This window comes from Sulfuricystis thermophila, from assembly GCF_004323595.1.
In the GTDB taxonomy this organism is placed as follows: domain Bacteria; phylum Pseudomonadota; class Gammaproteobacteria; order Burkholderiales; family Rhodocyclaceae; genus Sulfuricystis; species Sulfuricystis thermophila.
The window spans coordinates 2675532-2699974 of sequence record NZ_AP019373.1; the positions used below are offsets into that span (position 1 = coordinate 2675532).

The following is a 24443-nucleotide window of genomic DNA, read 5'->3' on the forward strand; positions in this document are numbered from 1 at the left end:
TTCTACGACCGCACGCCAAGTCGGGCAGAGGATACGCTGGTGTAACATGGTCGATCATGGTTCCCCATCTCGCCACGGCGCTGACCGGCCCGCTGCTGACGCTCGAGAAGCGCTTCCTCGACAATGAGACCGCCATCGAGCGCTGGCTGCGCGGCCAGTGGCTCGAACATTCGCCGCCGTTCTACGCTTCCGTCGATTTGCGCAACAGCGGTTTCAAGCTCGCGCCGGTCGACACCAACCTGTTTCCGGGCGGCTTCAACAACCTCGACCCGGCGATGCTGCCTTTGTGCGTCCAGGCGGCGATGAGCGCAATCGAGAAGATCTGCCCCGAGGCGAAAAACCTGCTCTTGATCCCCGAGAATCACACGCGCAACCAATACTATCTGATGAATGTCGCGCGGCTGGCAGCCATCCTGCGCCATACGGGGCTCAACGTGCGCATCGGCTCGCTGTTGCCGGAAATCAGCCAGCCCACCCCACTCAGTCTGCCCGATGGCCAGACGCTGACGCTCGAACCGCTGCGGCGTTTCGGTTCGACCGGCACTGACGGGCTGGGGCGACGCCTCGGCCTCGCGAGCGACACGGGCTTCGATCCCTGCGCGATCCTGCTCAACAACGATCTTTCCGCCGGCGTGCCGCCGATCCTGGCAAACCTGCACGAGCAATTCGTCATCCCGCCTCTCTCCGCCGGCTGGCATACGCGCCGCAAGTCGCAGCACTTCGCCGCCTACCGGCGCATCGCGCGCGAGTTCGCCGCGCTGATTGGCATCGATCCTTGGCTGATCGATCCAGAATTCGCCGTCTGCGGCAAGATCGATTTCCAGCAGCGAGCAGGCATCGAATGTCTCGCCGAAAATATCGACAAGCTACTCCACCACATCCGCGTCAAATACCGCGAATACGCCATCGATGCGACTCCCTTCGTCGTCGTCAAGGCCGACGCCGGCACCTATGGCATGGGCATCATGACGGTGAAGGATGCCAGCGAAGTGCGCGAGCTCTCCCGCCGTCAGCGCAACAAGATGGCCGTGGTCAAGGAAGGTCTGCAGGTCACCGAGGTGATCATCCAGGAAGGCGTGCCGACCTTTGAAACCGTCGATGAGGGCGTTGCCGAACCGGTGGTCTACATGATCGATCGCTACGTCGTCGGCGGTTTCTATCGCGTGCATACCCAGCGCGGTGTAGATGAAAACCTCAACGCGCCGGGCATGCATTTCAAGCCGCTCGCTTTCGAGACCGGCTGCACGCTGCCCGACACGACCCAGAACCCGGACGCCCCACCCAACCGTTTCTATGCCTATGGCGTGATCGCGCGGCTGGCGCTGCTGGCCGCGGCCTGCGAGCTCGAGGAATACGGCGAAGCATGAGGCTTTGGTTCGCCGGACTGCTGGCCCTGCTGCTCGCGGCTTGCGGGCACCCCGTGCCGGTGGCGCAGGAAGCCTATGTCTTCGGCACGCGTGTCGAGGTGCAGGTGGCCGGCGTGGCTGAAGCCGAGGCGCAGGCGGCGCTCGGCGAGGTGCTGCGTGAATTCGACCGTCTGCATCGCGCCTATCATGCCTGGCAACCTTCCGAGCTCACCGCGCTGAACGAGGCGATCGCCGCCGGACGACCCCACAAGGTTTCTGCCGAGCTCGCCGGGTTGATCCGCACCGCACAGCGGCTGGCCGGGCAAGGCGATGGCCTGTTCGATCCCGGCATCGGCCGCATCATCGCGCTGTGGGGTTTCCAAAGCGACGAATTCAAGCCGGCGCTGCCGGATGCCGCGGCATTGCAGCAACTCGTCGCCGCCAAACCGTCGATCGCCGACCTGTCGGTTGCCGACGACGGCACCGTGACGTCGAAGAACCCAGACGTGGCGCTCGATTTCGGCGGCTATCTGAAAGGGGTCGCGCTCGATCGTGCCGCGGCGCTTCTCAAACGCCGCGGCATCCACGACGCGCTGATCAACATCGGCGGCAATGTGCTCGCGCTGGGCAGCAAGGGCGGTGTGCCCTGGCGTGTCGGCATCCGCCATCCGCGCGTCGAGCTCGCCGGCGAAGGCGTCATCGCCACATTGGAACTCCACGACGGCGAAGCGATCGGCACCTCCGGCGACTATCAGCGCTTCTTCGAGCTCGACGGCAAGCGTTACTGTCACCTGATCGATCCGCGCACGGGCGCGCCAGCGCAGGGTACCCAGTCGCTCACCGTGTTGATTCCGCCGGGCGCGGATGCCGGCATGCGCTCGGATGTGCTCACCAAGCCGCTGTTCATCAGTAATGATCGTTGGCGCGAACTGGCGCGCCGCCTCGACGTGACGCAGGTGCTGCGCATCGATGCGCAGGGGCGGGTCTATGTCACGCCGGCGATGCAGGCGCGATTGCATTTCACGATGGACAATCTCACCATCGGCGTCGTGCAATAATTTTGCCCATGATTGGCATTCTTCTCATCACTCACGATACGCTGGGTGAGGCACTGTTGCAGTGCGCCTGCCATGTGCTCAACAAACGGCCGGTGCAATTGTTGCAACTGGGTGTGGCCGCCGGCGACGACCCGAACGACCTCCTGCCGCTGGCGAAAAAGATGCTCAAGCTCGTCGACAGCGGCGATGGGGTGCTGATCCTCACCGACATCTATGGCGCCTCGCCGGCAAACCTCGCCGGCAAGCTGCTCAAGCCCGGCCATGTCGAAGGCATCGCCGGCGTCAATCTGCCGATGCTGCTGCGGGCGCTTTCCTACCGCGACCGCGACATGGAGACGCTGTTGAAGCGCACCACCGGCGGTGGCCGCGATGGCGTGCTCGACATGTTGAGACATTGAACCCAGATCGTCCATTAGACCGGGCTGATTCGCCATGAGCATGCGCAACGATCATTTCATCGCCCTACACGGCGGCTTTCGGGCTGCGGGCGGCATCTTCGCGCCCCCCCTCCTCGCCAATAGACACCGTTATTGGCTCGTCGCGGGGACGCAAACCTGCTTGCCCTCGCCTTCGAAACCCGCTCGTGTTCCAATGGACAATCTGGGTTGAACCGATGCCGAAAGCCGAAGCGACGATCGTCAACAAGCTGGGGCTGCACGCGCGCGCCTCGGCGAAACTCACCCAGCTGGCCGGCAGCTTTCCCTGCGAGGTATGGATGGAAAAGAATGGCCGCCGCATCAACGCCAAGAGCATCATGGGCGTGATGATGTTGGCCGCCGCCAAGGGCAGCACCGTGACCATCGACACCGAAGGCGAGCGTGCCGATGAAGCGCTCGCCGCGATCCTCGCGCTGATCGCGGATCGTTTCGGCGAGGACGAATAAACATGTCTTTCACCGTGCATGGCCTCGCCGTTTCCCAGGGCATCGCCATCGGCCGTGCCCATCTGATCTCGCATGCCATCTTCGAGGTGGTCCATTATTCGATCCGCGAGCGTGACATTCCTGCCGAGATCGCCCGCTTCGACGCGGCGCTCGCCGCGGTGCGCGCGGAGCTCGCCGCCCTGAATGCAGAAGCCGCCCAACCGGGCGCACCGAGCGAACTCGCCGCGCTGGTCGGTGTCCATGCGCTGTTCCTCGACGATCCGTTGCTCGCCAACGTGCCGAAGGACTTGATCCGCGAGCGGCGCTGTAACGCCGAGTGGGCGCTGGTGCAGCAGATGAAAGAACTCGTCGCGCAGTTCGACGAAATCGACGACAGCTATCTGCGCGAGCGCCGCCAGGACATCGTCCAGGTGGTCGAACGCCTCCTGCGCGCGCTCTCCGGCAAGCCGCGCCGGTTGTCGAAGAAAGGCAATGATGCCGAGATCGTCATCGTCGCGCACGATCTCTCCCCTGCCGACACGATCCAGTTCAAGCACCTGAAGATCGCCGGCTTCGTCACCGACCTGGGCGGTGCCACCTCGCATACCGCGATCGTCGCCCGCAGCCTCGCCATTCCCGCCGTCGTCGGTCTGCACCACGCGCGTGCGCTGGTGCGCGAGGACGACCTGGTCATCGTCGATGGCCGGCGCGGCGTTTTGATCGTCGATCCCGACGAGCGCGTGCTCGAAGAATACCGCTTGCGCAAGCGCGAATTCGAGCTCGAGCGCTCGAAGCTCAAGCGCCTGAAGAGTGCGCGCGCCGTCACCCTCGACGACGTCGAGATCAGCCTGCAGGCCAACATCGAGCTGCCGCAGGACATCGAACAGGTGCGCCAGGCGGGCGCGGACGGCGTGGGCCTGTTCCGCACAGAGTTCCTGTTCATGAACCGCGATACGCTGCCGGACGAGGACGAGCAGTTTGAAGCCTACCGTCAGGTCGCCAAGGCGCTCGCCGGCAAACCGGTGACGATCCGCACCCTCGACATCGGCGCCGACAAGACGGCACGCGCACTGAACGGTGCGGAGCGCCAGGTGCCGAACCCGGCGCTGGGCCTGCGGGCGATTCGCTATTGCCTGGCCGAGCCGCAGATCTTCCTCGCCCAGCTGCGCGCGATCCTGCGTGCCGCGCATTTCGGCCAGGTGCGCATCCTGGTGCCGATGCTCGCGCATCACAGCGAGATCGTCCAGACGCTGGCGATGGTCGAGCAGGCCAAGCAACAGCTCCGCGAGCGGCGTTGCAAGTTCGCGGAAAACGTCGCCATCGGCGGCATGATCGAGATTCCCGCTGCCGCACTGGCGCTCGGGCCGTTTCTGCGCCATTTGCAATTCCTCTCGATCGGCACCAACGACCTGATCCAATACTTGCTGGCGATCGACCGCACCGACGAAGCGGTCGCCCACCTCTACGATCCGCTGCATCCCGCCGTGCTGCGCCTCTTGGCCCAGGTGATCCAGACCGCGAACAAGGCGGAAATGCCGGTGGCCATCTGCGGCGAGCTCGCCGGCGACCCGAAACTCACCCGGCTGCTGCTCGGCATGGGATTGCGGCAGTTTTCGATGCACCCGACGCAATTGCTCGAAGTGAAGCAGCAGGTCGTGATGGCCGATACCGAGCGGCTCGCCACGAAGGTGGCGAAAATCCTGCGCTCAGACGAGCCGGAGCGGATACGCGAAATGGTCGAAGCGCTCTGAGTCATCCACAGGTGATCAAGGGTGCCGTCCTACCAGCGCCGAGTTTCTGCTAAAGTGCGCGGCTTATGAAAAAAGCCCTGACCACGCTCCTGTTTCTGCTCAGCACTGCCGCTGCGCCCGCTCGAGCCGATGAAACGGCGGCGCAGCTGCCGCAGCTGCCGGCGGAGCAAGCCACGACGGTCGAACTGGCGCCGCCCGCTTCCTTCATGTCACGTGCGGTCGACCAGGTGGGAAGCACGATCGAGCGCGCGCTCGACTTCCTCGGCATCCGTTACAAACGTGGCGGCGGCTCCCCGGAAACCGGTTTCGACTGCTCGGGCTTCGTGCGCTACGTCTATGGTGAAACGCTCGGCCTGGTCCTGCCGCACTCTGCCCGTGCCATCGCCCAGACAGGTGAGAAGGTCGACAAGAGCGAATTGCGGCCCGGCGACCTCGTCTTCTTCAACACGATGCGGCGCGCCTTCTCGCATGTCGGCATCTATCTGGGCGACAATTTGTTCGTCCATGCGCCGCGTTCCGGCGCGCGCGTGCGCATCGAGGACATGAGCGACCGTTACTGGAGCCGCCGCTACAACGGGGCGCGGCGTATCCGGCCGTAATCTTCCGCCATGACCGAGCGCAGCAGCATTGGGCCGGTCGAGGCGCGACGCGTCGCCTTTGCTGAGCCTTTCGTTTTCGCCGCCGGTAAGGCCCTGCCGCATTGGGAACTGGTCTACGAGACCTACGGCCGGCTCAATGCCGCGCGCACGAACGCGATCCTCGTCTGTCACGCGCTCTCCGGCCACCACCACGTCGCCGGCTGGTATGCCGACAACCCGAAGAACGTCGGCTGGTGGGACAACATGATCGGGCCCGGCAAGCCGATCGACACCGAGCGCTTCTTCGTCGTCGGGGTGAATAATCTCGGCGGCTGCCACGGCTCGACCGGCCCTGCCTCGATCAACCCTGACACCCAGGAGCCCTGGGGCGCGGATTTCCCGGTCGTCACCGTGCCCGACTGGGTGAGAGCCCAAGCGAAACTGGCCGACCATCTCGGCATCGACCAATGGGCGGCGGTGGTCGGCGGCAGCTTGGGCGGCATGCAGGCACTGCAATGGACGATCGATCTCCCCGAGCGCGTGCGCCATGCGCTGGTGATCGCTGCCGCGCCGAAGCTCACCGCCGAGAACATCGCCTTCAACGACGTCGCCCGCCAGGCGATCATCACCGATCCGGATTTTCATGGCGGGCATTTCTATCGCCACGGCACGCGGCCGCAGCGCGGCCTGCGCCTGGCGCGCATGCTCGGCCACATCACCTATCTGTCGGACGACCAGATGGCCGAGAAATTCGGCCGCAAGCGGCGTGCCGGCGCCGGCAGCTACGGCTTCGACGTCGAATTCGAGGTCGAGTCTTACCTGCACTATCAGGGTGACAAGTTCGCCGGCATCTTCGATGCCAACACCTATCTGTTGATGACCCGGGCGCTGGACTATTTCGATCCTGCCGCGCCTTACGGTGACGATCTCGCCGCCGCGCTCGCCAGCGCCAAAGCAGGTTTCCTGGTCATCTCGTTCTCCACCGACTGGCGCTTTTCGCCGGCCAGAAGCCGCGAAATCGTCAACGCGCTGGTGAAGAACAAGCAGCCGGTGAGTTACGCCGAGATCGCCAGCCAGCACGGCCACGATTCCTTCCTGATGGACGACCGTCATTACCACGCCGTCGTCGCTGCCTACATGGCCAACGTGAAGACATGACGCACGCCTTGAAACGCCCCGATTTCGATCTCATCGCCGGTTGGATGAAACCTGGCGAGAGCGTGCTCGACCTGGGCTGCGGCGCGGGCGAGCTGCTTCTGCTGCTCGCCGAGCGAGGCTTGCGCGGCTGGGGTATCGAGCGTGACCCCGGCCATGTGCTGGCGGCGATCGAAAATGGCGTCAATGTGATCCAGAGCGACCTCGAAGAAGGGCTCGCCGGCTTCGAGGACGATGCCTTCGACCATGTCGTGCTCTCGCGCACCTTGCAGACGATGCGCCACACGCAGCAGATCCTCGCCGAGATGCTGCGCGTCGGCCGCGAGGCCGTGGTCTCGTTTCCGAATTTCGCCTACTGGAAGAACCGCCTCGCGATCCTCTCCGGCCGCATGCCGGTCTCGGAAGACCTGCCCTACCAGTGGTATGACACGCCGAACGTGCGTTTCTTCACGATGCTCGACTTCGAGAGTCTCTGCGCCGACATGGGCCTCGTCATCCGCGACCGCCAGGTGCTCGACGAACACGGCGCACTCGTCACCGAAGAGCACAACTTCCTCGGCAGCCTCGCGGTCTATCGGATCGGCCGCAGCGGCTCGTGACTGGTGCCCGGAACCGGACTCGAACCGGTACGCCTTGCGGCGAGGGATTTTAAGTCCCTTGTGTCTACCAATTTCACCATCCGGGCAACGGCGGCATTCTAGGCTGCCCGGGCGCGGCGCGGAGCGCTTCAGTGCGTCGTCAGCTCTCCGCCGCTGAGCAGCCGGGCGAAATCCTCGAAGGCCAGTGGCCGCGCGAACAGATAACCTTGCGCCAGATCACAGCCGAAATCGCGCAGGATCTGCGCCTGGGTCTCCGTTTCGACGCCTTCGGCCACCACCGTCATGCCCAGACTGCGGCCCATCTGGATGATCGTCTGGACGATCTTGCGGCTCTTTTCATCGTGCTCGAGGCCGCCGACGAAGGCCTGGTCGATCTTGAGCTTGTCCACATGCAGGCGCAGCAGGTTGCCGAGGTTCGAATAACCGGTGCCGAAGTCATCCACCGCGATGGCGATCCCGGCGCTGGCAAAGGTTTCCAGCGAGCGGATGAGCTGTTCGTTTTCGCTGGCGAGCGCGCTTTCGGTGATTTCGACTTCCAGACGCTGCGGCGGCAGCCCACTGGCTTCGATCAGTTCGAGCACCTGCGGCGCACAGCCATGATCGAATTGCAGCGGCGAAAAATTCACCGCAATGCCGAAGTCGCGCATCCCACCGTTCAGGCGCGTACCCAACTCGCAGGCTTCACGCAACACCCACTGGCCCAGCAGCTTGATGAGGCCGGATTCTTCGGCGGCGGCGACGAGTTCGGCGGGCGAGGGCAGCGAAATGCCCTCGTGGCGGGCCAGGCGTAACAGGACTTCGACACCGGCGATCGCTCCGTCGGCAAGCCGCACCTGGGGCTGCCAGGCAAGCGTCAGTCCCGACGAGCCGAGCGCCTTGCGCAGAACGTCCGCCGCCTCGATGCGCCGCGCCAGGCGGAGGTGCATGTCGCTGGCGAAGAATTTGTAGCAACTGCGACCCTGCTGCTTGGCGCCATACATCGCCGTATCGGCGTTCATCAGCAGGGTCTCGACCGTGTCGCCGTCGCCCGGGTAACGGGCGATACCGACCGAGGCGGCGAGGAAGAATTCCCGTGCGTCGACGGTGAACGGCTCGGTGAATGCGGAGAGCAGTTTTTCCGCGATGTCGACCAGGCTGGCTTCGTCCTCGATGTCCTCGACGATGACGGCGAACTCGTCGCCGCCGAGCCGCGCCACCGTGTCGTTGGCGCGCACCAGCCCGGTCAGCCGGCGAGCCGCCTCGACCAGAATACGGTCGCCGATGCCGTGGCCGTGGGTATCGTTGATGTCCTTGAAGCGGTCGAGGTCGAGGAACAGCACGCCGACTTCGGTGTCGTTGCGTTGGGCGCGGGCGATCGCCTGGCCGAGACGGTCGAGCAGCAGGCGACGGTTCGGCAGTCCGGTCAGCGCATCGTGATAGGCGAGATGCATCAGCTGCGCGCGCAGCTCCTTGTGCGTGCCGATGTCGGCGAACACGCCGACGTAATAGCGAGGCGCGCCCTGCTCGTCGCGCACCACGTCGATGTGCAGCCATTCGGGGTAGATCTCGCCGCTCTTGCGACGGTTCCAGATTTCGCCTTCCCAGGAACCCGACTCGTCGATCTCGCGCCACATCGCGGCATAGAACGCGGCATCGTGACGACCCGACTTGAGCAATGCCGGCGTCTGGCCGATCGCCTCTTCCTCGGCATAGCCGGTGGTGCGGCAGAAGGCGGCATTGACGAGCAGGATGCGGCCTTGCGCATCGGTGACCATGATGCCCTCGGCCGTGGCATCGAACACCGCGGCGGCGATCTTGCGGTTTTCCAGCTCGCAGCGCAGATTGCCGATCAGGCGCTCGCGCTCCTCGTTGAGCGCGCGTTCTTGCTCCATCAGGGCGGCAACGAGCGACAGCCTCGAAACCACGCCCCGAAATGCGCCGTCGGCCTCGACGATCGGCAGGTAATCACAGCGCTCCTGCTCGAGCCGCGCCCAGACCTCGTCGACCGGCGTGTCAGGCGCAAGGACGGGCGGCTGACGCCGCACCAGGAGATCGGCGAATACCCGCGCCGGGAACAGCGCCGCTTCGCGGACTTCCACCAGTCCGAGGAAACGGTTGCCGTCACCATCTTCCTCGAAGACCGCATACACCAGCACCTCGTTGCCGTTCTTCGCGGCCACGTCGCGATAGCGCTGCATCGCGCCGACGACGCGATGACGCGGGCACAGGCAGTCGCGGGCGGTCAGCATGTCATTGCGGCGTCCCGCCCGCCGCTTCGAGTCCGATCTCGACCTCCAGGTCGAGATGCAGGATTTCCTCGGGACCCATCAGCGGTTTGACGTGGTCGAGGATGAAGTGGCGCAGCGTCTCGGCATCGACCTTGCGCAGAATGGCGCTGCGCACCAGCACATCGCCGATCACTTCGTCTTCGATCGGCACGTGTTCGAAAGGGGTCGTCATCAGCAGCGCGAGCGCCTTGCCCATCGCAACCTGGCCGATCGGCGAAAGCCGGCCGAGGACGAGCCCGTCGACGATGGGCGGCAAGACGAACTCGCGCGCCCGCATCTTGATCATCTGCCGCTGGATCTTTTTCATTTGTGCCCCTCGCCGCAGCCAGCGCCCCCCTTGCATGGCTGACGGTCGCCAATACCCTTCCGACTCACACGTCATTAAACCATATTATTCACATGGGGATTTGATTGCAATCAATTTTGATCCCTCGGGGGCGACTCACCACTGCCGCCGGATGATGTCGCGGATCAGGTGCAGCCGGCGGTGAAAGAAATGGTCGGCGCCGGGGATGACGACGACCGGCAAATCGAGCGGCTCGGCCCAGGCGAGCACGTTTTCGAGCGGCACGGTCGTGTCCTTCGCGCCATGGATGACGATCGTATCGGCCGGCACGGCCTCGGTTTCGTAGCGGCGCAGCCCTGCGACCATGCCGTCGCCGGGCCGCCCCAAGACGGCATGCGCCCCACCGTGGGGGGCAGCGAGCCGCGCTTCTGTTGTAAGCGGCGAGCGTGGGGGGCCAATCATGCCCGCCGCGGTGCCGACCAGCACTAGCCGGCTCGCCGCATCGCCGGCGGCAGCCAGGCGCTTGGCCACCTTGGTGACGACATGGGCGCCAAAAGAGAAGCCGGCGAGATAGACGGGCAGCTCGCTGCCGAAACGCTGGCGCGCCCACGAATGCACGACGAGCAGGTCCTCGGCTTCGCCCTCGCCGTGGTCATGCACGCCTTCTGAGCCGCCGACGCCGCGGAAATTGGGCCGCAGCGCGACACAGCCGAGCTCGCGGAAGGTGCGCGCTAGGGTCGTCACCACCTTGTTGTCGGCGGTGCCGCCATAGAGCGGATGCGGATGCGCGATCAACGCAATGCCGGCCGGCGCATCGCGCGTCTCGACGAACACCTCGATCTTGCCCGCCGGGCCGTCGAGGAGAACGTGCTCTTTGTGCGTCATTGGTTGTCGATCAGCAACCGCTCGACGATCTTGCCTTGGGCGAGGTGCGATTCAACGATCTCGTCGATGTCTTCCTGATCGACGTAGGTGTACCAGACGGCTTCGGGATAGACGACGATCACCGGCCCTTTGTCACAGCGGTCGAGACAGCCGGCGCTATTGACGCGCACCTTGCCCGGAATCGCCTCACCCATGCTTTTGACCTTTTCCTTGCAGTAGTCGCGCATCGCCTGGGCGTTGTGGTTGTTGCAGCACATCTCGCCCGGCTCGCGCTGGTTGGTGCAGAAAAACAGATGATATTGGTAGTAGCTCATCGCTCTCTCCATCGTCTTAGGGTCGGATGCGCCAATTTACCAAAGAGCTTGTGAAAAAATTCGTCGCGAGCCCAGCCAGGTTGGGGCTCGACCCCAAGATGGCAAGCGCAGCAGAATTTTTCACAAGCTCAAAGTCGGCGCTGGCGGGACGGCATAATGCGGCCATGAGTGCCGTCGCCCTTCCCCTCGATCCCGCCAGGGAAAAGCTGCTCCTGATCGTGCTCGCCGGCATCCAGTTCGCGCACATCGTGGACTTCATGATCATGATGCCGCTCGGGCCGATCCTGATGCGCGAATTCGGCATCGACGCGCAGCAGTTCGGCCTACTGGTCTCGGCCTATACCTTCACCGCCGGCGCCGCCGGCGTGCTGGCGGCAATGATCGTCGACCGCTTCGAAAGAAAGCGCCTGTTGCTGACGATCTTTGCCCTGTTCGCGCTCGCGACACTGTTCTGCGGTCTGGCGCCCGGCTATGTCACGCTGCTCGCGGCGCGCTCTTTCGCCGGCGCCTTCGGCGGCGTGCTCGGCTCGATGGTGCATACCATCGTCGGCGACGTGATTCCCTTCGAGCGCCGCGGCCGCGCCGCCGGGGTCGTGATGTCGGCCTTTTCGCTGTCTACCGTCGCCGGGGTGCCGACCTCGCTCTTTCTTGCCAACCATTTCGGCTGGCGCAGCCCTTTTTTCCTGATCGCCGGGCTCGCGCTCGTCTTGCTGCTGGTTGGCCTCGCGCAATTGCCGGCGCTGCGCGGCCACCTGCCCGCGGCGGTCATCGACGAGGAAGAGCGCGCCCATCCGCTCGCCGCGATGCGCGATGTGCTCTGCAACGCCAACCATTTGCGGGCGCTCGCCTTCATGGCGCTGATGATGCTGGCCGGCTTCACGGTGATTCCCTACATCACGATCTACGCGACCGCCAACGTCGGCATCCGCCAAGAGGACATTCCGCTGATGTATCTGGCCGGGGGTTGCGCGACCTTCTTCACCGCGCGCTGGATCGGTCGGCTGGCCGACCGCCATGGCAAGGTGCGGGTGTTCCGCATCGTCTCGCTCGCAGCGCTGGTGCCGCTCTTCGTGCAGACCCACCTGCCGCCGGTGCCGCTTTGGCTGATGGTGGCCTGCGCGACGGTGTTCTTCATCTTGGTGCCGGGGCGCATGGTGCCGGCGATGGCGATCATCACCTCGGCGGTCGAACCGCGTCTGCGCGGCACTTTCATGTCTCTGAACGGCGCGGTGCAGAACCTGTTCTCGGGGCTGGCCGCCTACCTCGGCGGCCTGATGATCGCGATGGAGGACGGCCGGCTGGTCGGCTATGGCACGGTCGGCTTTCTGGCGATGGGCGCGACGGTCTTGGCGGTGCTTTTCGTCGACCGCATCCGCATGGAGGGTGCCGTCCCGCCAGCGCCGACTTCAACCCAGATTGTCCATTAGACCGGCTGTTTCACCATAGGCATGCGAAGCGATCATTTCATCGCCCTACACGGCGGTTTTCGGGCTGCGGGCGGCATCTTCGCGCCCCCGCTCCTCGCCAATAGACACAGTTATTGGCTCGTCGCGCGGACGCAAATCTGCTCGCCCTCGCCTTCGAAACCCGCTCGTGTTCCAATGGACAATCTGGGTTCAAGGGGCGGGATATTTGATGGCGTTTTTCGCGATCTTGTCGCGCGCGGCGGCGATGAGATCGATGCCGAGGCAGTCGGCGAGTTCCACCAGATAGATCAGCGTGTCGGCCACCTCGTCGCGGATGGCGGCGAGCTTTTCCGGTGGCGGCGCGAGGCTTTCTTCGGGCGTGGCCCACTGGAAATGCTCGACCAGCTCGGCGGCCTCGACGATCATCGCCATCGCCAGGTTCTTCGGCGTGTGGTATTGCCGCCAGTCGCGCGCGGCGGCGAAATCGCGCAAGGCAAGTTTCAGGGTTTCGAGGTCATGGATGTCGTTCATCGTTCGCTCCGGGAAAGCATCAGCCAAGGCAGCGCAAAGAAAGGCCACAAGGCGGTGGCCAGCCGGGTCAGGCCATTGAAGTTGAGGAAGTGCCCCTGCTGCCAGACGCGCAATGTATCGGCGAGATAAGGATTGTCCGGCATCAGATTCACCAGCACGGCGGCCACCATCAACGCCAGCGCGGCGATCGCCTGGCGCACGGCGGGCGCGAAGGCCATCGCGGCGCCCCAGAGCAGCAGACCGAGCGCGAGTCCCGCCAGGGTGCCGGGCGTGGCCCAGGCAAGACCATGCACGCCTTGCATCAGCACGAAGAGCGCGGCGCTCTTGACGACGAGGGCGAGCAGAATCAGCGCCAGAGGAAACCGGAAAGGGCGGGCTCTCGCCAGCCGCGCGCCGATCAGCGCGATCGCCACGGTTTGTGCGGCGACCGTGGCCAGCTCGAAGCTTCTGATGCGCTCCGCCGCGAAGTCGAGCGCGGCCGGCAAGCCAAACAGCCCGCGCAGGTTGCCGCTGCCGAACAGGATGCTTTCCGGATCGAGCTGAGTCATGAGCCAAAACGCGACGAGCAGAAGGCCGGCGTCGCCGCCCGCGCCGGGCAGGAAGCGCCGCTCGCGCCAGCGGTGGAGGCGCCCGCCGTCGAGCAGTGTGCGTCCTCCCGCCAGCCCAAGGAAGGCGCCGATCAGCGCGCCGACGCTGTTGCAGGCGAAATCGAGATTCGACGGCACGCGGCTGGGCAGGAAGTTCTGCACGATCTCGATGCCGAGGCTCAGGCCCGCGCCGATGAGCAGCGCCAAGCCGATCGCAAGGATCGGGGCCAGGTGCCGGATGAGCGCTGCCGTCCAGAAGAAGCCGAGCGGCAGATAGGCCAGCACGTTGGCGGCGAGATCGAAGGTAGTGAAATAACGCGGCCAGCCCGCGCTCAGGAAGGCGAGCGGATCGACGCCCGTATCGCGCCAACCGGCAAACGGATAGAGGCTGCCGTAGGCGACGAGCAGCGTCCAAGCACCGGCGAGTTTGAGCGGCAGATTCGAGGAGGCGCGTGCCGTCACGCCAGCGCCGAGTATCTAGATGCCGCGCGGCGCCGAGAGCCGTTGGCGTAGGCGGGCGAAGAACTCGCCGGGAGCAAGCCGCGCCGGCGTGATGCGGGGCAGCTCGACGCCATCGAGCGTGTTCTTCACCAGCAGACCGAGATCGGTATCGCCTTCCATCAACAGACGCCGGTTGAAGAACAGCGTGTCCGGATCCTCCTCGCGGGCAAGCAGCGCGAGGAAATCGCGCGCCCGCGCCGAGAGGGTGAGATCGGCCGGCCGGGGATCGAAGACGGGATGGAAGCTGCGGCCGTTGTAGCCAAAGCGCAGCGTCATGCCGGCATCCTTGACGCGGATCGTGAAGCGCTTGCCTTTGAGCATCTCGAGCGGCTCGCGCGGGATCAGGCGACCGAGCGCGAGGTTGAGCGCGGTGACCAGCGCCAGAGTCGGCGGCAGTTGCGGCAGTTTGTCGCCCAGGCGGGCGAAGGGCGCGGGCAGCGTGAAATCGGGCAGCTTGAAGTTCTCGATCATGGCGTCGTTCCAGAAACCCAGTCCAGACCCGGACGATCGTACCAGAAGCCGTTGCAGTAATCGCCTGGCGGCATCGCGGCGGGCTGGCCGTCGAGCAGCGCGCGATAGGCATGGACGAGTTCCGCCATGCCCTCGGCTTGCGGCGAGAGGCGGATCAGCCCGACGCCCAGCGCGGCGAGCTCCGGCAGCTCGCTTTCGAGGTGGTAGAGCTTGGCAGACTGCGTCTGGATGCCGTTCAAGGTCAAGAAAGGCTCACCCTCGCGCGTCTTGACCGGCAGCCCGTCCGGAAACTGGATGCAGCGGAACTCGCAGCCGTCTTTTTGCAGCCGGTAGCGCCGCGCGGTGAAACAGCGCGCAGAATAAGCGAGTGGCAGGCGGCCGTGGGCGAAGACTTCGGTTTCGATGCCGGCGGGCATCTCCCGCATGATGCCGGAAAGCGCACTGCGGCCGACTTCGGGCGGCATCACCCAGCGCGTCGCGCCGCAGTCGGCGAGGATCTTCAGCGTATGGCTGTTGAAGACGTTGAGCGTCGGGCCGGCGACGAAGCGCTGGCCGCGTTCCGCGAGCTGCCGCACCGCGCCCATCTCGTTGGCCTCGATGGTCAGTCGCGGATCGTCCTGCGCCGCGTCCATCAGGCGGCGCACCGCTTTCAGATCGGATTCGGATTCGATCAGCGGCAGGGTGGAGAGGGCCACTTCCTTGCCGGCATCTGCGAGCAGGGTGGCCACTTCGAGGTAATCGTCCAGCCGCATCTCATGACGGCGCGAACAAACTGCCTCGCCGAGATAGACGACATCGACGGGCGCCTCGATCATCTCGGCATAGAAATCCATCACCCGCTGGCGCGGCCAGTAGTAGAGCAAGGGTCCGAGGGCGAGTTTCATGAAATGACGGTGAGCACCTTGGCTATGGGTTTGCTGAGCTCATCGAGCAGCTTGGGCACGAGCGGAAGCAGGGTCGGATAACGATTGTTGTTTGCTTTCAGAACGAACACCGCGAGCGGCAGGGCGGACAGATTTTGTTGGTAGCGCAGATTCTGGTCGGCGGTCACGAACACGTCGAAATCCTTTGCCGCTAATGTCAGCAGCTGGCCATTCTTGACGCCGGACCACCCGGCCTCGACCACCGTGACGACTTCATGCCCGTCGATCGCCTGCCGCAAACGGCGCGGCAACGACTCATCAAGCAGGATGCGCATCCGCGGCAACGGCCTCGCGCGCCTGTTCGAGGACGTCGATGCACAGCGCTTTCGGCACGGAAGGAAAGTCCTCGCAGAAAGCGTCCAGGGAATCGCCCGCTTCGAGATAGTCGAACAGCGTTTTCACCGGCACACGCGTACCCGCGAAGACGGGAGTACCGCCGAGAATGTCCGGATCGACCCGAATGGCAAGGGTTGGATTCATCCCCATGACCGTTCTCCTGTTTCATTTCCACGGCCGATTGTACGCGCCCAATGTCGCCGATTGTCCTTCCGAGACCTTGTTCAGCTCGGCCATCCAGGCAGGTGTCGGCTTGAAGTGTTCGCGATCGCGCCGGCAGGCGTCGATCGCCTGGCGCCACACCTGCGTCACCTGGGCGACATAGGCCGGGCTCCTCTGGCGGCCTTCGATCTTCAGCGCTTTGACGCCGACCCTCATCAACTCGGGCAAAAGCTCCATCGTGTTGAGGCTGGTCGGTTCCTCGATCGCGTAATAGGTTTCCTCATCCACCTCGAAACGCCCCTTGCACAGCGTCGGATAGCCGGCGCGTTCGCCCGGTGCGAAACGGTCGATCAGCACGCCATTCAAACGCGTCTCCATGCCGCGCGGCGTCTCCTCATAACGCACCGCCTTGCCCGGCGAGCAAGCACCCTGACAGTTCGGCGAGGTGCCGGTGGTATAGGCGGACAGCGCGCAACGGCCTTCGACCATCACACACAGGCCGCCGAAGCCGAACACCTCGATCTCGACCGGCGTGTGCTTCACCACATGCTCGACCTGGGCGAGCGAGAGCACGCGCGGCAGCACCGCGCGCTGGATGCCGAAGCGTTCGTGATAGAAGTTGATCGCCTCGTAATTGGTGGCCGAGCCCTGCACCGACAGGTGCAGCCGCAGTTGTGGATGGGTGCGATGGGCGTAGTCCATGAGCCCGGGATCGGCGAGGATCACCGCATCGACGCCGAAGGCCGCCGCCTTGTCGACGGCGGCCGTCCAGCCGGGCCAGTTGTCGGTCTGCGGATAGGTATTCAGGGCGACGAAGACCTTGACGCCGCGCTGGTGGGCATAGGCGATGCCCTCCTTCAGGCTCTTGTCGTCGAAATTGAGACCGGTGAAATTACGCGCGTTGGTCGCGTCACGGAAGCCGGTATAGACGCAGTCGGCGCCGTGATCGACGGCGGCTTTCAGCGCCGGCAGCCCGCCGGCGGGACAGACCAGTTCGAAAGGGGTGCTCATCGGGCAGTCCGTGAAAAGTGGCGGTCGACTATAAGGCCGCGCGATGTATCACGGCTTGACCTGCATCAAACTCGGCGCTGGCGGAACGGCACATCAACGCAATGTCCCGCGCGGCTTGCGGCCGAAACGCCCCGCAATCCGGTCGTAGAGCGGCCGCGGCAGATTTTTCAACAATGTGGCGACGAGCCCCATCTGCCAGGGCATCACCGCGAAGCGCGCGCCGCGCTCGATCGCCCGCGCCATGCTCGCCGCAGCACGGTCGACCGGCATCAGGAAGGGCATCGGATAAGGGTTCTTCTCGGTCATCGGCGTGGCGATGTAACCCGGCGCGAGGGTGACGACCTTGACGCCCGTGCCACGCAATTCGACCCGCAGGCTCTCCAAATAGGCGATCGCGGCGGCCTTCGAGGCGGAGTAGGCGCCCGCTCCGGGCAGGCCGCGGATGCCGGCCACCGAGGCCACCCCGACGAGTCTACCGCGCCCGGCCACCACCATTGGCGCGAGGAAGGGCTGGAAGGTATGCACCATGCCCAGCACGTTCGTTTCGAAAACGCGCCGGAAGGCCGGCAAATCCTCTGCCGCTTCGGTCAGCGTGCCGACCGAAACCCCCGCGTTGGCGATCACGATGTCCGGCACGCCGGCTTTGCCGATGAAATCGGCGCCCGCCGCCTGCAATGCAGCGGCATCGGCAACATCGAGCGGGTAGAGATGGTAGGCCGCGCCCAGTTCCGCGACCAGCGCCTGCAGCGCTTCGCCGCGCCGTGCGGCGAGGCCGAGGGTGGCACCTGTTGCGGCATAGTGCCGCGCCAGCACCGCGCCGATGCCCGAAGAGGCGCCGGTGATGAAGACGGACCGAACGGCTTTCAGGGTCTTACTTCTTCACCGCTTTTTGCGGCGCGGATGGTTTCTTGATCTCGGCGCGGTTCCTGGCGATCAGGAAATCCGCTACCTGCAGCATGTGCTCATACGACTGCAGCTCCGGTCCGGGGCTGTACTTGCCGCCGATGACGAGCGCCGGCACGCCGCTGAAACCATATTCCTGGGTCATCTCGGCGGCCTGCCGGACCTTGGCCTGGACGCTGAAAGACTTGTAGGTGTCGGCGAATGCCTTGCGATCGACGCCCTTCTTGGCGATCCAGTCGAAGAGGACGTTCTCGTTGCCGAGGTCGATGCGCTGGTTGATCATCGCGTCGAACACCTCGTCGCTGAGCTTGTCGAGCAGGTTCATCGCTTCGAGCGTGTAGTAGAGGCGCGCGCCCGGCGCCCATTTGTCGCTCAGGATCGCCGGCACCTTGCGGAAGCTGACGTCGGCCGGTAACTGTTTCACCCAGCCCTTGAGCAGCGGTTCGAGCTTGGCGCAGTGCGGGCAGCCATACCAGAAGAATTCGATCACCTCGACCTTGCCGTTCGCCTCGGTAGGCTGCGGCATCTGCAGGCGATGGAAATTGCGGCCTTCGACCGGATCGGCCGCCAGCGCGGGTTGCAGGGCCAACGCGCCGAAGGCGAGCGCGGCGAAGGCGAGTTTGACGAGCTTCATGCAGAATCCCTTTCTAACGCGCATGCCGGCAATCGGCACCCGCAGAGGATGAAATACCCATGCGCAAAAATAAACGCCCGCCCTTCCCCAGCCTGTCCCACGGCCGGCTTTGCACAGCCGGCCGGCTCCGGCGGCGCGAAGCAGTGCTTCGCGAAACCCCGCCTCCGCCCCTCGCGGGAGGGGAGACTATCAGCGCGGCTTGCGCCGCGAAGGTAGGCTGCCGTCAAGGAAACGAAGGACGGCGCTCGTTTTGCTCTGTATTTCACGTTAATCTTGCGCCCGGACCACCGTGGTCTGGACACCCTGTTCCGACAATTCGCGTCGTGCCTGGTTCAATTCGTCCATCGAAGCGAAGGGGCCGACCCGCACGCGATAGACTTCGCCCTTGCCCGGTACCTCGGCCTGGAGCACCCCGCCTTCGAAGCCGAGCATCGCCAGTCTGGCGCGCAGATTGTCGGCATCAGTCTTCTTCTGGAAGGCGCCCACTTGCAGGTAAATGTTGCCGCCGGCCGCAGCAGGAGCGGTCTCGGGTTTGGCCACCGGCTCGGCAGCGGGCGCGGGGCCAGACGTTGACGGTTTCTTGCCTTCGAGAATCTCGTAGAACTCGAACTTGCGCTCGCCAGCCGCCGGCTTGTCGCCCGGCTTGCCGGGCAGCGCCACGGGTTCCTTGCCGCCGTTGATCGTCTCCGGCTTTGCCACCTTTTCGGTGAATGGTAAAGGTGTCTTGTTGAGGTACCAGACCACGCCGAACGAGATCAGCACCCCGACCAGGATGCCCAGCACCAGGCCGATCAGGGTTCCGCCGCGTTGGGTCGTGTTCATGTGCCGTTCCGCCAGCGCCGATTTCTTACATGGCATCCGGCGCGGCAACGCCGAGGATGGAGAGGCCGTTACCGATCACCTGGCGCACCGCCAGCGCCAATGCGAGACGCGCGTGCTTCAATGCCTCGTCGTCCACCAGCAGGCGCTCGGCGTTGTACCAGGCATGGAACTCGGCGGCGAGCTCGCGCAGCCAGAAGGCGATGAGATGCGGCGAACGCTCGCGCGCGGCGCTCTCGATCAGCTCGGGAAACTCGACGAGCCGGGCCGCCAGCTTGAGCTCGCGCTCGCCGACAAGCGGCGCCAGATCGGCGCCGGCCAATGTGGCCGGGTCGCCGCCCCACTGCCTGAGGACGCTGCTGATGCGCGCATGGGCATACTGCACGTAATAGACCGGGTTCTCGTTCGACTGGCTCTTGGCGAGCTCGAGATCGAAATCGAGCGGCTTGTCCTGCTTGCTGAGCAGGTAAAAGAAACGGCAGGCGTCGTTGCCGACCTCTTCCCGGAGCTCGCGCAAGGTCACATAGGAGCCGGCGCGCGTGCTCATCGACACTTTTTCGGTGCCGCGATAGAGGCTGACGAACTGCACCAGCGCCACTTCGAGCGCTTCGACATCCAGCCCCAGCGCTTGCAAGGCGCCCTTGACGCGCGCAATGTAGCCATGGTGATCGGCGCCCCAGACGTCGATGATCTTCGTGAAGCCGCGCGCGAACTTGTTGCGGTGATAGGCGATGTCGGAGGCGAAATAGGTGAATTGGCCGTTTTCGCGCTGCACGACGCGATCCTTCTCGTCGCCGAAATGCGTCGAGCGGAACCACTTGGCGCCATCCTGCAGGTAGATGTGGCCGCGTTTTTCCAGCTCTTGGACGGCCTGCGCCACCATGCCCGTGTCGTAGAGGCTTTTCTCGGAGAACCAACAGTCGAAATGCACGCCATACTCTTCGAGATCGGCGCGGCAGTCGGCGAGCTGCTCGGACAGGGCATGTTGGTGGATGTAGTTCCAGTCCTCGCCGAGCAGGTCCTTGGCAACGGCGATCAGGCCATCGAGATGCGCCTCGACATCGGGTTCCGGCGGCGGCACGCAGGCCAGTACCGCCGCGGCCGGATGGACGTAGCGGTCACCATGCGCGTCCTTGATCTGGCGCGCCATGGTGCGCACATAGTCGCCCTGATAGGCATTCGGCGGGAAGGGCACCGTCTCGCCGAAGATTTCCAGGTAGCGCAGCCAGGTCGACACGGCAAGGATGTCCATCTGCCGGCCGGCATCATTGACGTAATACTCGCGGCAGACCTCGAAGCCGGCAAAGGCCAGCAGATTGGCCAGGCTCGCGCCATAGGCCGCGCCACGCCCGTGGCCGACATGCAAAGGTCCGGTTGGATTGGCCGAGACGAATTCCACCTGCACCCGACCGGGCTTTTTCGCGCCACGGCCGAAATGTTCGCCTTGAGCGAGCACCGTATGGATCACGACGGTCTTGGCCGCCGCGGCCAGCGTGAAATTGATGAAGCCGGCGCCCGCCACCTCGGCCTTCTCCACCCACGGCGAGCGGGGCAGCTCATGCACCAGGCGTTCGGCGATCTTGCGCGGGCTTTCCTTCAGTCCCTTGGCGATCTGCAAGGCAAGATTGCTCGACAGGTCACCATGCGCCGGATCGCGCGGCCGTTCGAGCTGGATTTCCGCCTTCACGCCGGGCGCGACGCTGGCAAGCGCCGCATCGAGCAGCGCGGCGAGATGCGACTTGATATCGGTGGATTTGGAGGACATGGCGGCAGATTATAGCGCCCGCTTGCAAGAGGAAATTCCCCTGCAAACGGCGTTTTAACCCAGATTGTCCATTGGAACACGAGCGGGTAGCGCAGGCGAGGGCGAGCAGATTTGTGTTCCCGCGACGAGCCAATAACGGTGTCTATTGGCGAGGAGCGGGGGCGCGAAGATGCCGCCCGCAGCCCGCTACCCGCCGTGTAGGGCGCTGCAATGATCGTTTCGTATGATCATCGCGCATTTGCCCGGTCTAATGGACAATTTGGGTTTAATTCGATATGGAATAAGCTGCCCGTCCTGACCGTCTACCTCCCGGCAGTTCGCCATTCTTCAAACCCCAACGGAGGAGGATCATGAAAAAAACCCTTTGGACGGTATTGTTGCTTGCCTGGTTCGCCGTGACAAGCACTGCGCTGGCCGAGAGCGGCAAGGTCGGTGTCGCGGTGCAGGTCAGCGACGACAATCTGGCGACCTGGAATCAGGCGCTCAACGTGGTGAAGAACATCCAAGCCGAATACGGCAAGGACAAGGTGGAGGTCGAGCTGGTCGTCTATGGCAACGGCGTCGGCCTGCTGAAATTCGATTCGCAGCTTGCCAACCGCATCGACGACACGCTGGCGAGCGGGGCCAAGGTGCTGATGTGCCAGAACACGATGAAGGCGCGCAAGCTCACCCCGGACGACATGCACGCCGGCATCGGCTATGTGAAGGCCGGCGTCGTCGAGCTGATCGAGAAACAGCGGCAGGGCTGGGCCGTTATTCGACCTTAGGGAATGTCACGACCACGAGCGTCGCCAGGACGGCACCCCGCCAGCGTCGCTTCAAGCGCCGTGCCGGATCAGATGGTCGAAGGCCGAGAGTGAAGCCTTCGCGCCTTCGCCCATCGCAATGATGATCTGCTTGTAGGGCACCGTCGTGCAATCACCGGCGGCGAACACGCCTGGCACCGTGGTGGCGCCGCGCGCGTCGACCTCGATCTCGCCGAAGCGGTTGAGCGCGACCGTGCCCTTGAGCCAGTCGGTGTTCGGCAACAGGCCGATCTGCACGAAGATGCCTTCGAGTTCGAGGGCGTGGCTTTCGTTGGTGGTGCGGTCGATATAGACGAGGCCGGTGACTTTCTGGCCGTCGCCGAGCACCTCGGTGGTCTGCGCACTCTTGATCACCGTGACGTTGGACAGACTGGCGAGTTTTTGCTGCAACACCGCATCGGCGCGCAACTTGTCGTCGAATTCGAGCAGCGTGACATGTCCAACGAGGCCGGCGAGATCGATCGCCGCCTCGACGCCGGAGTTGCCGCCGCCGATCACCGCGACCCGCTTGCCCTTGAACAGCGGCCCATCGCAATGCGGGCAGAAGCACACGCCCTTGGCCTTGTATTCGGCCTCGCCCGGCACCCTGAGTTCGCGCCAGCGCGCCCCGGTGGCGAGGATCACGGTCTTCGCCTTCAGTGTCGCGCCGGATTCGAGACGGAGCGCGTGCAGACTCTCGCCAGGCACGAGCTCGATTACGCGCTGCGCATTCATGATGTCGACGCCGTATTCACGCACATGTGCTTCGAGCGCCGCGGCGAGCTGCGGGCCTTCGGTGTGCTTGATCGAAATGAAGTTCTCGATCGCCAGTGTGTCGAGCACCTGGCCGCCGAAACGCTCGGCGACGACACCGGTGCGGATGCCTTTCCTCGCCGCATAGATGGCGGCCGCGCTGCCTGCCGGTCCCCCGCCGACGACGAGCACGTCGAAGGGGTCCTTGGCGGCGATCTCCGCGGCAGCGCGCGCTGCCGCTCCGGTATCGAGCTTGGCGACGATTTCCTCGAGACTCATGCGGCCATGACCGAATTCCTTGCCATTCAGATAGACCACCGGCACCGCCATGATCTGGCGCGCCTCGACTTCCTTCTGGAACAACGCGCCATCGACCATCGTGTGGGTGACGCCGGGATTGAGCACCGCCATCAGGTTCAGCGCCTGCACCACGTCCGGGCAGTTGTGGCAGGAGAGCGAAACGAAGGTTTCGAACTTGAACGTGCCGCGCAGGGCCTTGATTCTCTCGATCGTCGCCGCCTCGACCTTGGGCGGATAACCGCTGGCTTGCAATAGCGCGAGCACCAGCGAGGTGAATTCGTGCCCCATCGGCAGACCGGCGAAATGGATGCGATGGAACTCTCCCGGGCGACCCAGCGAAAACGACGGGCGACGCTCGGCATTGCCGTCTTCGCGCACGCTCACTTTCGGTGAGAGCGCCGCTATCTCGGCAAGCAGCGCACTCATCTGGCGCGAGGCGTCGCTGGCATCGGGCGAGGCGACCAGTTCGATCGGTTCGACCAGACGTTCGAGGGTGGCGCCCAACTGGGCCTTGATGGAATCGTCGAGCATGAGGATTTCCTTGTGCGGGGATGGCAAGGGAAAGCCTTGGGGCTTTCCGCTGCCATCCGCCCCGGCGGAGCCGGGGGGATATGGGAAGGGATGCTTAGATCTTGCCGACCAGATCGAGGGAAGGCTTCAGCGTCGCCTCGCCTTCCTTCCACTTGGCGGGGCAGACTTCGCCCGGATGCGCCTCGATGTACTGCGCGGCCTTGACCTTGCGCAGCAGCTCGGACGCGTCACGGCCGATGCCGAGATCATGGATTTCGATGACCTTGATGACGCCCTGCGGGTTCATCACGAAGGTGCCGCGCAGCGCCAGGCCCTCTTCCTCGATCATCACGTCGAAGTTGCGGGAAATCGTGCCGGTCGGGTCACCGATCATCGGGTACTTGATCTTGCGGATGGTTTCGGAGGCATCGGCCCAGGCCTTGTGCACGAAGTGGGTATCGGTCGACACGGCATAGACCTCGACACCGATCTTCTGGAACTCGGGATACAAGTCGGCCATGTCGCCCAGTTCGGTCGGGCAGACGAAAGTGAAGTCGGCGGGGTAGAAAAAGAAGACCGACCACTTGCCCTTGACGTCGGCATCGGTGACTTCGACGAACTTGCCATTGTGATAGGCCTGCGCCTTGAACGGCTTGAGGGTGGTGTTGATCAACGACATTGTTTATCTCCTTGCTGTGGTTGAAATGATGTTCGAATGTCTGGCGTCGATAATCCCGACGCGACGGAATGGATTCTATGTGCGACTGCAGCATCGTTCCAATTGATTGTTACGATATTTACGATAGCTTTTCCCTATTTTGATAGCCCAAGGCTATCGAATCATTATGAAAAAACAATTTCCCCAACGCCTCGCGCGGCTCTAGGATGAAGCAGTCAGGACGTGACTGCGTCCTGCATCGACAACCATCATCTGAGGAGGTCACC

Annotated in this window: 27 protein-coding genes and 1 tRNA gene; 10 read left to right on the forward strand and 18 right to left on the reverse strand. The window is 64.3% G+C overall.

The window, feature by feature from the left end; genetic code table 11:
• Positions 1 to 56 precede the first annotated feature (56 nt).
• The 8 genes from gshA to metW all read left to right on the forward strand — a co-directional run bounded on the left by gshA (position 57) and on the right by metW (position 7349).
• The gene (gene gshA, locus M52SOB_RS13490) at positions 57 to 1367 is read left to right on the forward strand and encodes a glutamate--cysteine ligase (RefSeq protein WP_131112291.1); all 1311 of its coding nucleotides are present in this window, start codon (positions 57 to 59) and stop codon (positions 1365 to 1367) included.
• A complete protein-coding gene (locus M52SOB_RS13495; RefSeq protein WP_131112292.1) occupies positions 1364 to 2404 on the forward strand; it encodes an FAD:protein FMN transferase in 1041 nt (346 codons plus the stop codon). Before gshA ends, M52SOB_RS13495 begins: the two co-directional genes overlap by 4 nt.
• 8 nt (positions 2405 to 2412) lie before the next feature.
• Entirely contained in the window at positions 2413 to 2802 is a 390-nt protein-coding gene (locus tag M52SOB_RS13500) for a PTS sugar transporter subunit IIA (protein ID WP_131112293.1), read from the forward strand.
• 215 nt (positions 2803 to 3017) lie between these two features.
• Positions 3018 to 3287, forward strand: a complete 270-nt coding sequence (locus M52SOB_RS13505; protein WP_131112294.1) for an HPr family phosphocarrier protein — start codon at positions 3018 to 3020, stop codon at positions 3285 to 3287.
• Between the two features lie 2 nt (positions 3288 to 3289).
• On the forward strand, positions 3290 to 5017 hold the full coding sequence (gene ptsP, locus M52SOB_RS13510) for a phosphoenolpyruvate--protein phosphotransferase (protein ID WP_131112295.1): 1728 nt from the start codon (positions 3290 to 3292) through the stop codon (positions 5015 to 5017).
• Positions 5018 to 5082: 65 nt separating this feature from the next.
• On the forward strand, positions 5083 to 5616 hold the full coding sequence (locus tag M52SOB_RS13515) for an NlpC/P60 family protein (RefSeq protein WP_131112296.1): 534 nt from the start codon (positions 5083 to 5085) through the stop codon (positions 5614 to 5616).
• A gap of 9 nt (positions 5617 to 5625) precedes the next feature.
• Entirely contained in the window at positions 5626 to 6753 is a 1128-nt protein-coding gene (gene metX, locus M52SOB_RS13520) for a homoserine O-succinyltransferase MetX (protein WP_131112297.1), read from the forward strand.
• Positions 6750 to 7349 carry a methionine biosynthesis protein MetW gene (gene metW, locus M52SOB_RS13525; RefSeq protein ID WP_131112298.1) on the forward strand — a complete coding sequence of 200 codons (600 nt, stop codon included), beginning with the start codon at positions 6750 to 6752 and terminating at the stop codon, positions 7347 to 7349. Before metX ends, metW begins: the two co-directional genes overlap by 4 nt.
• Before the next feature lies 1 nt (position 7350).
• On the opposite strand, the gene M52SOB_RS13530 is transcribed toward metW, so the two are convergent.
• The 5 genes from M52SOB_RS13530 to M52SOB_RS13550 form a co-directional block, all read right to left on the reverse strand.
• Positions 7351 to 7435 (reverse strand) — tRNA-Leu (locus M52SOB_RS13530).
• 42 nt (positions 7436 to 7477) lie between these two features.
• Complete coding sequence (locus M52SOB_RS13535) at positions 7478 to 9577, reverse strand: putative bifunctional diguanylate cyclase/phosphodiesterase (protein WP_131112299.1); 2100 nt, start codon at positions 9575 to 9577, stop codon at positions 7478 to 7480.
• A gap of 1 nt (position 9578) precedes the next feature.
• Complete coding sequence (locus M52SOB_RS13540; RefSeq protein WP_131112300.1) at positions 9579 to 9923, reverse strand: hypothetical protein; 345 nt, start codon at positions 9921 to 9923, stop codon at positions 9579 to 9581.
• Positions 9924 to 10058: 135 nt separating this feature from the next.
• The gene (locus M52SOB_RS13545) at positions 10059 to 10787 is read right to left on the reverse strand and encodes an alpha/beta hydrolase (protein ID WP_131112301.1); all 729 of its coding nucleotides are present in this window, start codon (positions 10785 to 10787) and stop codon (positions 10059 to 10061) included.
• The gene (locus tag M52SOB_RS13550) at positions 10784 to 11101 is read right to left on the reverse strand and encodes a (2Fe-2S) ferredoxin domain-containing protein (protein ID WP_131112302.1); all 318 of its coding nucleotides are present in this window, start codon (positions 11099 to 11101) and stop codon (positions 10784 to 10786) included. Before M52SOB_RS13550 ends, M52SOB_RS13545 begins: the two co-directional genes overlap by 4 nt.
• A 164-nt stretch (positions 11102 to 11265) precedes the next feature.
• On the opposite strand from M52SOB_RS13550, the gene M52SOB_RS13555 reads away from it, so the two are divergent.
• The gene (locus tag M52SOB_RS13555; RefSeq protein WP_131112303.1) at positions 11266 to 12528 is read left to right on the forward strand and encodes an MFS transporter; all 1263 of its coding nucleotides are present in this window, start codon (positions 11266 to 11268) and stop codon (positions 12526 to 12528) included.
• A gap of 189 nt (positions 12529 to 12717) precedes the next feature.
• Here the strand turns inward: M52SOB_RS13555 and M52SOB_RS13560 are convergent, their stop codons facing one another.
• The 11 genes from M52SOB_RS13560 to argS all read right to left on the reverse strand — a co-directional run bounded on the left by M52SOB_RS13560 (position 12718) and on the right by argS (position 21150).
• Entirely contained in the window at positions 12718 to 13038 is a 321-nt protein-coding gene (locus M52SOB_RS13560) for a nucleotide pyrophosphohydrolase (protein WP_131112304.1), read from the reverse strand.
• Positions 13035 to 14087, reverse strand: a complete 1053-nt coding sequence (locus tag M52SOB_RS13565) for a VanZ family protein (RefSeq protein WP_131112305.1) — start codon at positions 14085 to 14087, stop codon at positions 13035 to 13037. The genes M52SOB_RS13560 and M52SOB_RS13565 overlap by 4 nt, the downstream gene beginning before the upstream one ends.
• A 15-nt stretch (positions 14088 to 14102) precedes the next feature.
• Complete coding sequence (ubiT, locus tag M52SOB_RS13570; protein ID WP_131112306.1) at positions 14103 to 14597, reverse strand: ubiquinone anaerobic biosynthesis accessory factor UbiT; 495 nt, start codon at positions 14595 to 14597, stop codon at positions 14103 to 14105.
• Positions 14594 to 15481, reverse strand: coding sequence for a U32 family peptidase (locus tag M52SOB_RS13575; RefSeq protein WP_131112307.1), 888 nt, complete (start codon positions 15479 to 15481; stop codon positions 14594 to 14596). The genes ubiT and M52SOB_RS13575 overlap by 4 nt, the downstream gene beginning before the upstream one ends.
• A complete protein-coding gene (locus tag M52SOB_RS13580) occupies positions 15478 to 15795 on the reverse strand; it encodes a DUF5615 family PIN-like protein (protein ID WP_131112308.1) in 318 nt (105 codons plus the stop codon). Before M52SOB_RS13580 ends, M52SOB_RS13575 begins: the two co-directional genes overlap by 4 nt.
• Positions 15779 to 16000 (reverse strand): DUF433 domain-containing protein, encoded by a 222-nt coding sequence (locus tag M52SOB_RS13585; RefSeq protein WP_131112555.1) that lies wholly within the window; start codon positions 15998 to 16000, stop codon positions 15779 to 15781. Before M52SOB_RS13585 ends, M52SOB_RS13580 begins: the two co-directional genes overlap by 17 nt.
• 21 nt (positions 16001 to 16021) lie before the next feature.
• A complete protein-coding gene (gene ubiU, locus M52SOB_RS13590; RefSeq protein ID WP_131112309.1) occupies positions 16022 to 17029 on the reverse strand; it encodes a ubiquinone anaerobic biosynthesis protein UbiU in 1008 nt (335 codons plus the stop codon).
• 93 nt (positions 17030 to 17122) lie between these two features.
• A complete protein-coding gene (locus M52SOB_RS13595) occupies positions 17123 to 17896 on the reverse strand; it encodes an SDR family oxidoreductase (RefSeq protein WP_284155252.1) in 774 nt (257 codons plus the stop codon).
• Positions 17897 to 17900: 4 nt separating this feature from the next.
• On the reverse strand, positions 17901 to 18566 hold the full coding sequence (locus M52SOB_RS13600) for a thiol:disulfide interchange protein DsbA/DsbL (RefSeq protein WP_172601854.1): 666 nt from the start codon (positions 18564 to 18566) through the stop codon (positions 17901 to 17903).
• 267 nt (positions 18567 to 18833) lie between these two features.
• Positions 18834 to 19388, reverse strand: coding sequence for an SPOR domain-containing protein (locus M52SOB_RS13605; protein ID WP_131112312.1), 555 nt, complete (start codon positions 19386 to 19388; stop codon positions 18834 to 18836).
• Between the two features lie 25 nt (positions 19389 to 19413).
• Positions 19414 to 21150, reverse strand: a complete 1737-nt coding sequence (gene argS / locus M52SOB_RS13610) for an arginine--tRNA ligase (protein ID WP_131112313.1) — start codon at positions 21148 to 21150, stop codon at positions 19414 to 19416.
• 350 nt (positions 21151 to 21500) lie between these two features.
• Between argS and M52SOB_RS13615 the strand changes: the two genes are divergently transcribed.
• Positions 21501 to 21917 (forward strand): DsrE family protein, encoded by a 417-nt coding sequence (locus M52SOB_RS13615; RefSeq protein WP_131112314.1) that lies wholly within the window; start codon positions 21501 to 21503, stop codon positions 21915 to 21917.
• A 51-nt stretch (positions 21918 to 21968) separates the two neighbouring features.
• Here the strand turns inward: M52SOB_RS13615 and ahpF are convergent, their stop codons facing one another.
• Both ahpF and ahpC read right to left on the reverse strand, forming a co-directional pair.
• A complete protein-coding gene (ahpF, locus tag M52SOB_RS13620) occupies positions 21969 to 23519 on the reverse strand; it encodes an alkyl hydroperoxide reductase subunit F (protein ID WP_131112315.1) in 1551 nt (516 codons plus the stop codon).
• Positions 23520 to 23613: 94 nt separating this feature from the next.
• Complete coding sequence (gene ahpC, locus M52SOB_RS13625; protein ID WP_131112316.1) at positions 23614 to 24177, reverse strand: alkyl hydroperoxide reductase subunit C; 564 nt, start codon at positions 24175 to 24177, stop codon at positions 23614 to 23616.
• Positions 24178 to 24443 lie beyond the last annotated feature (266 nt).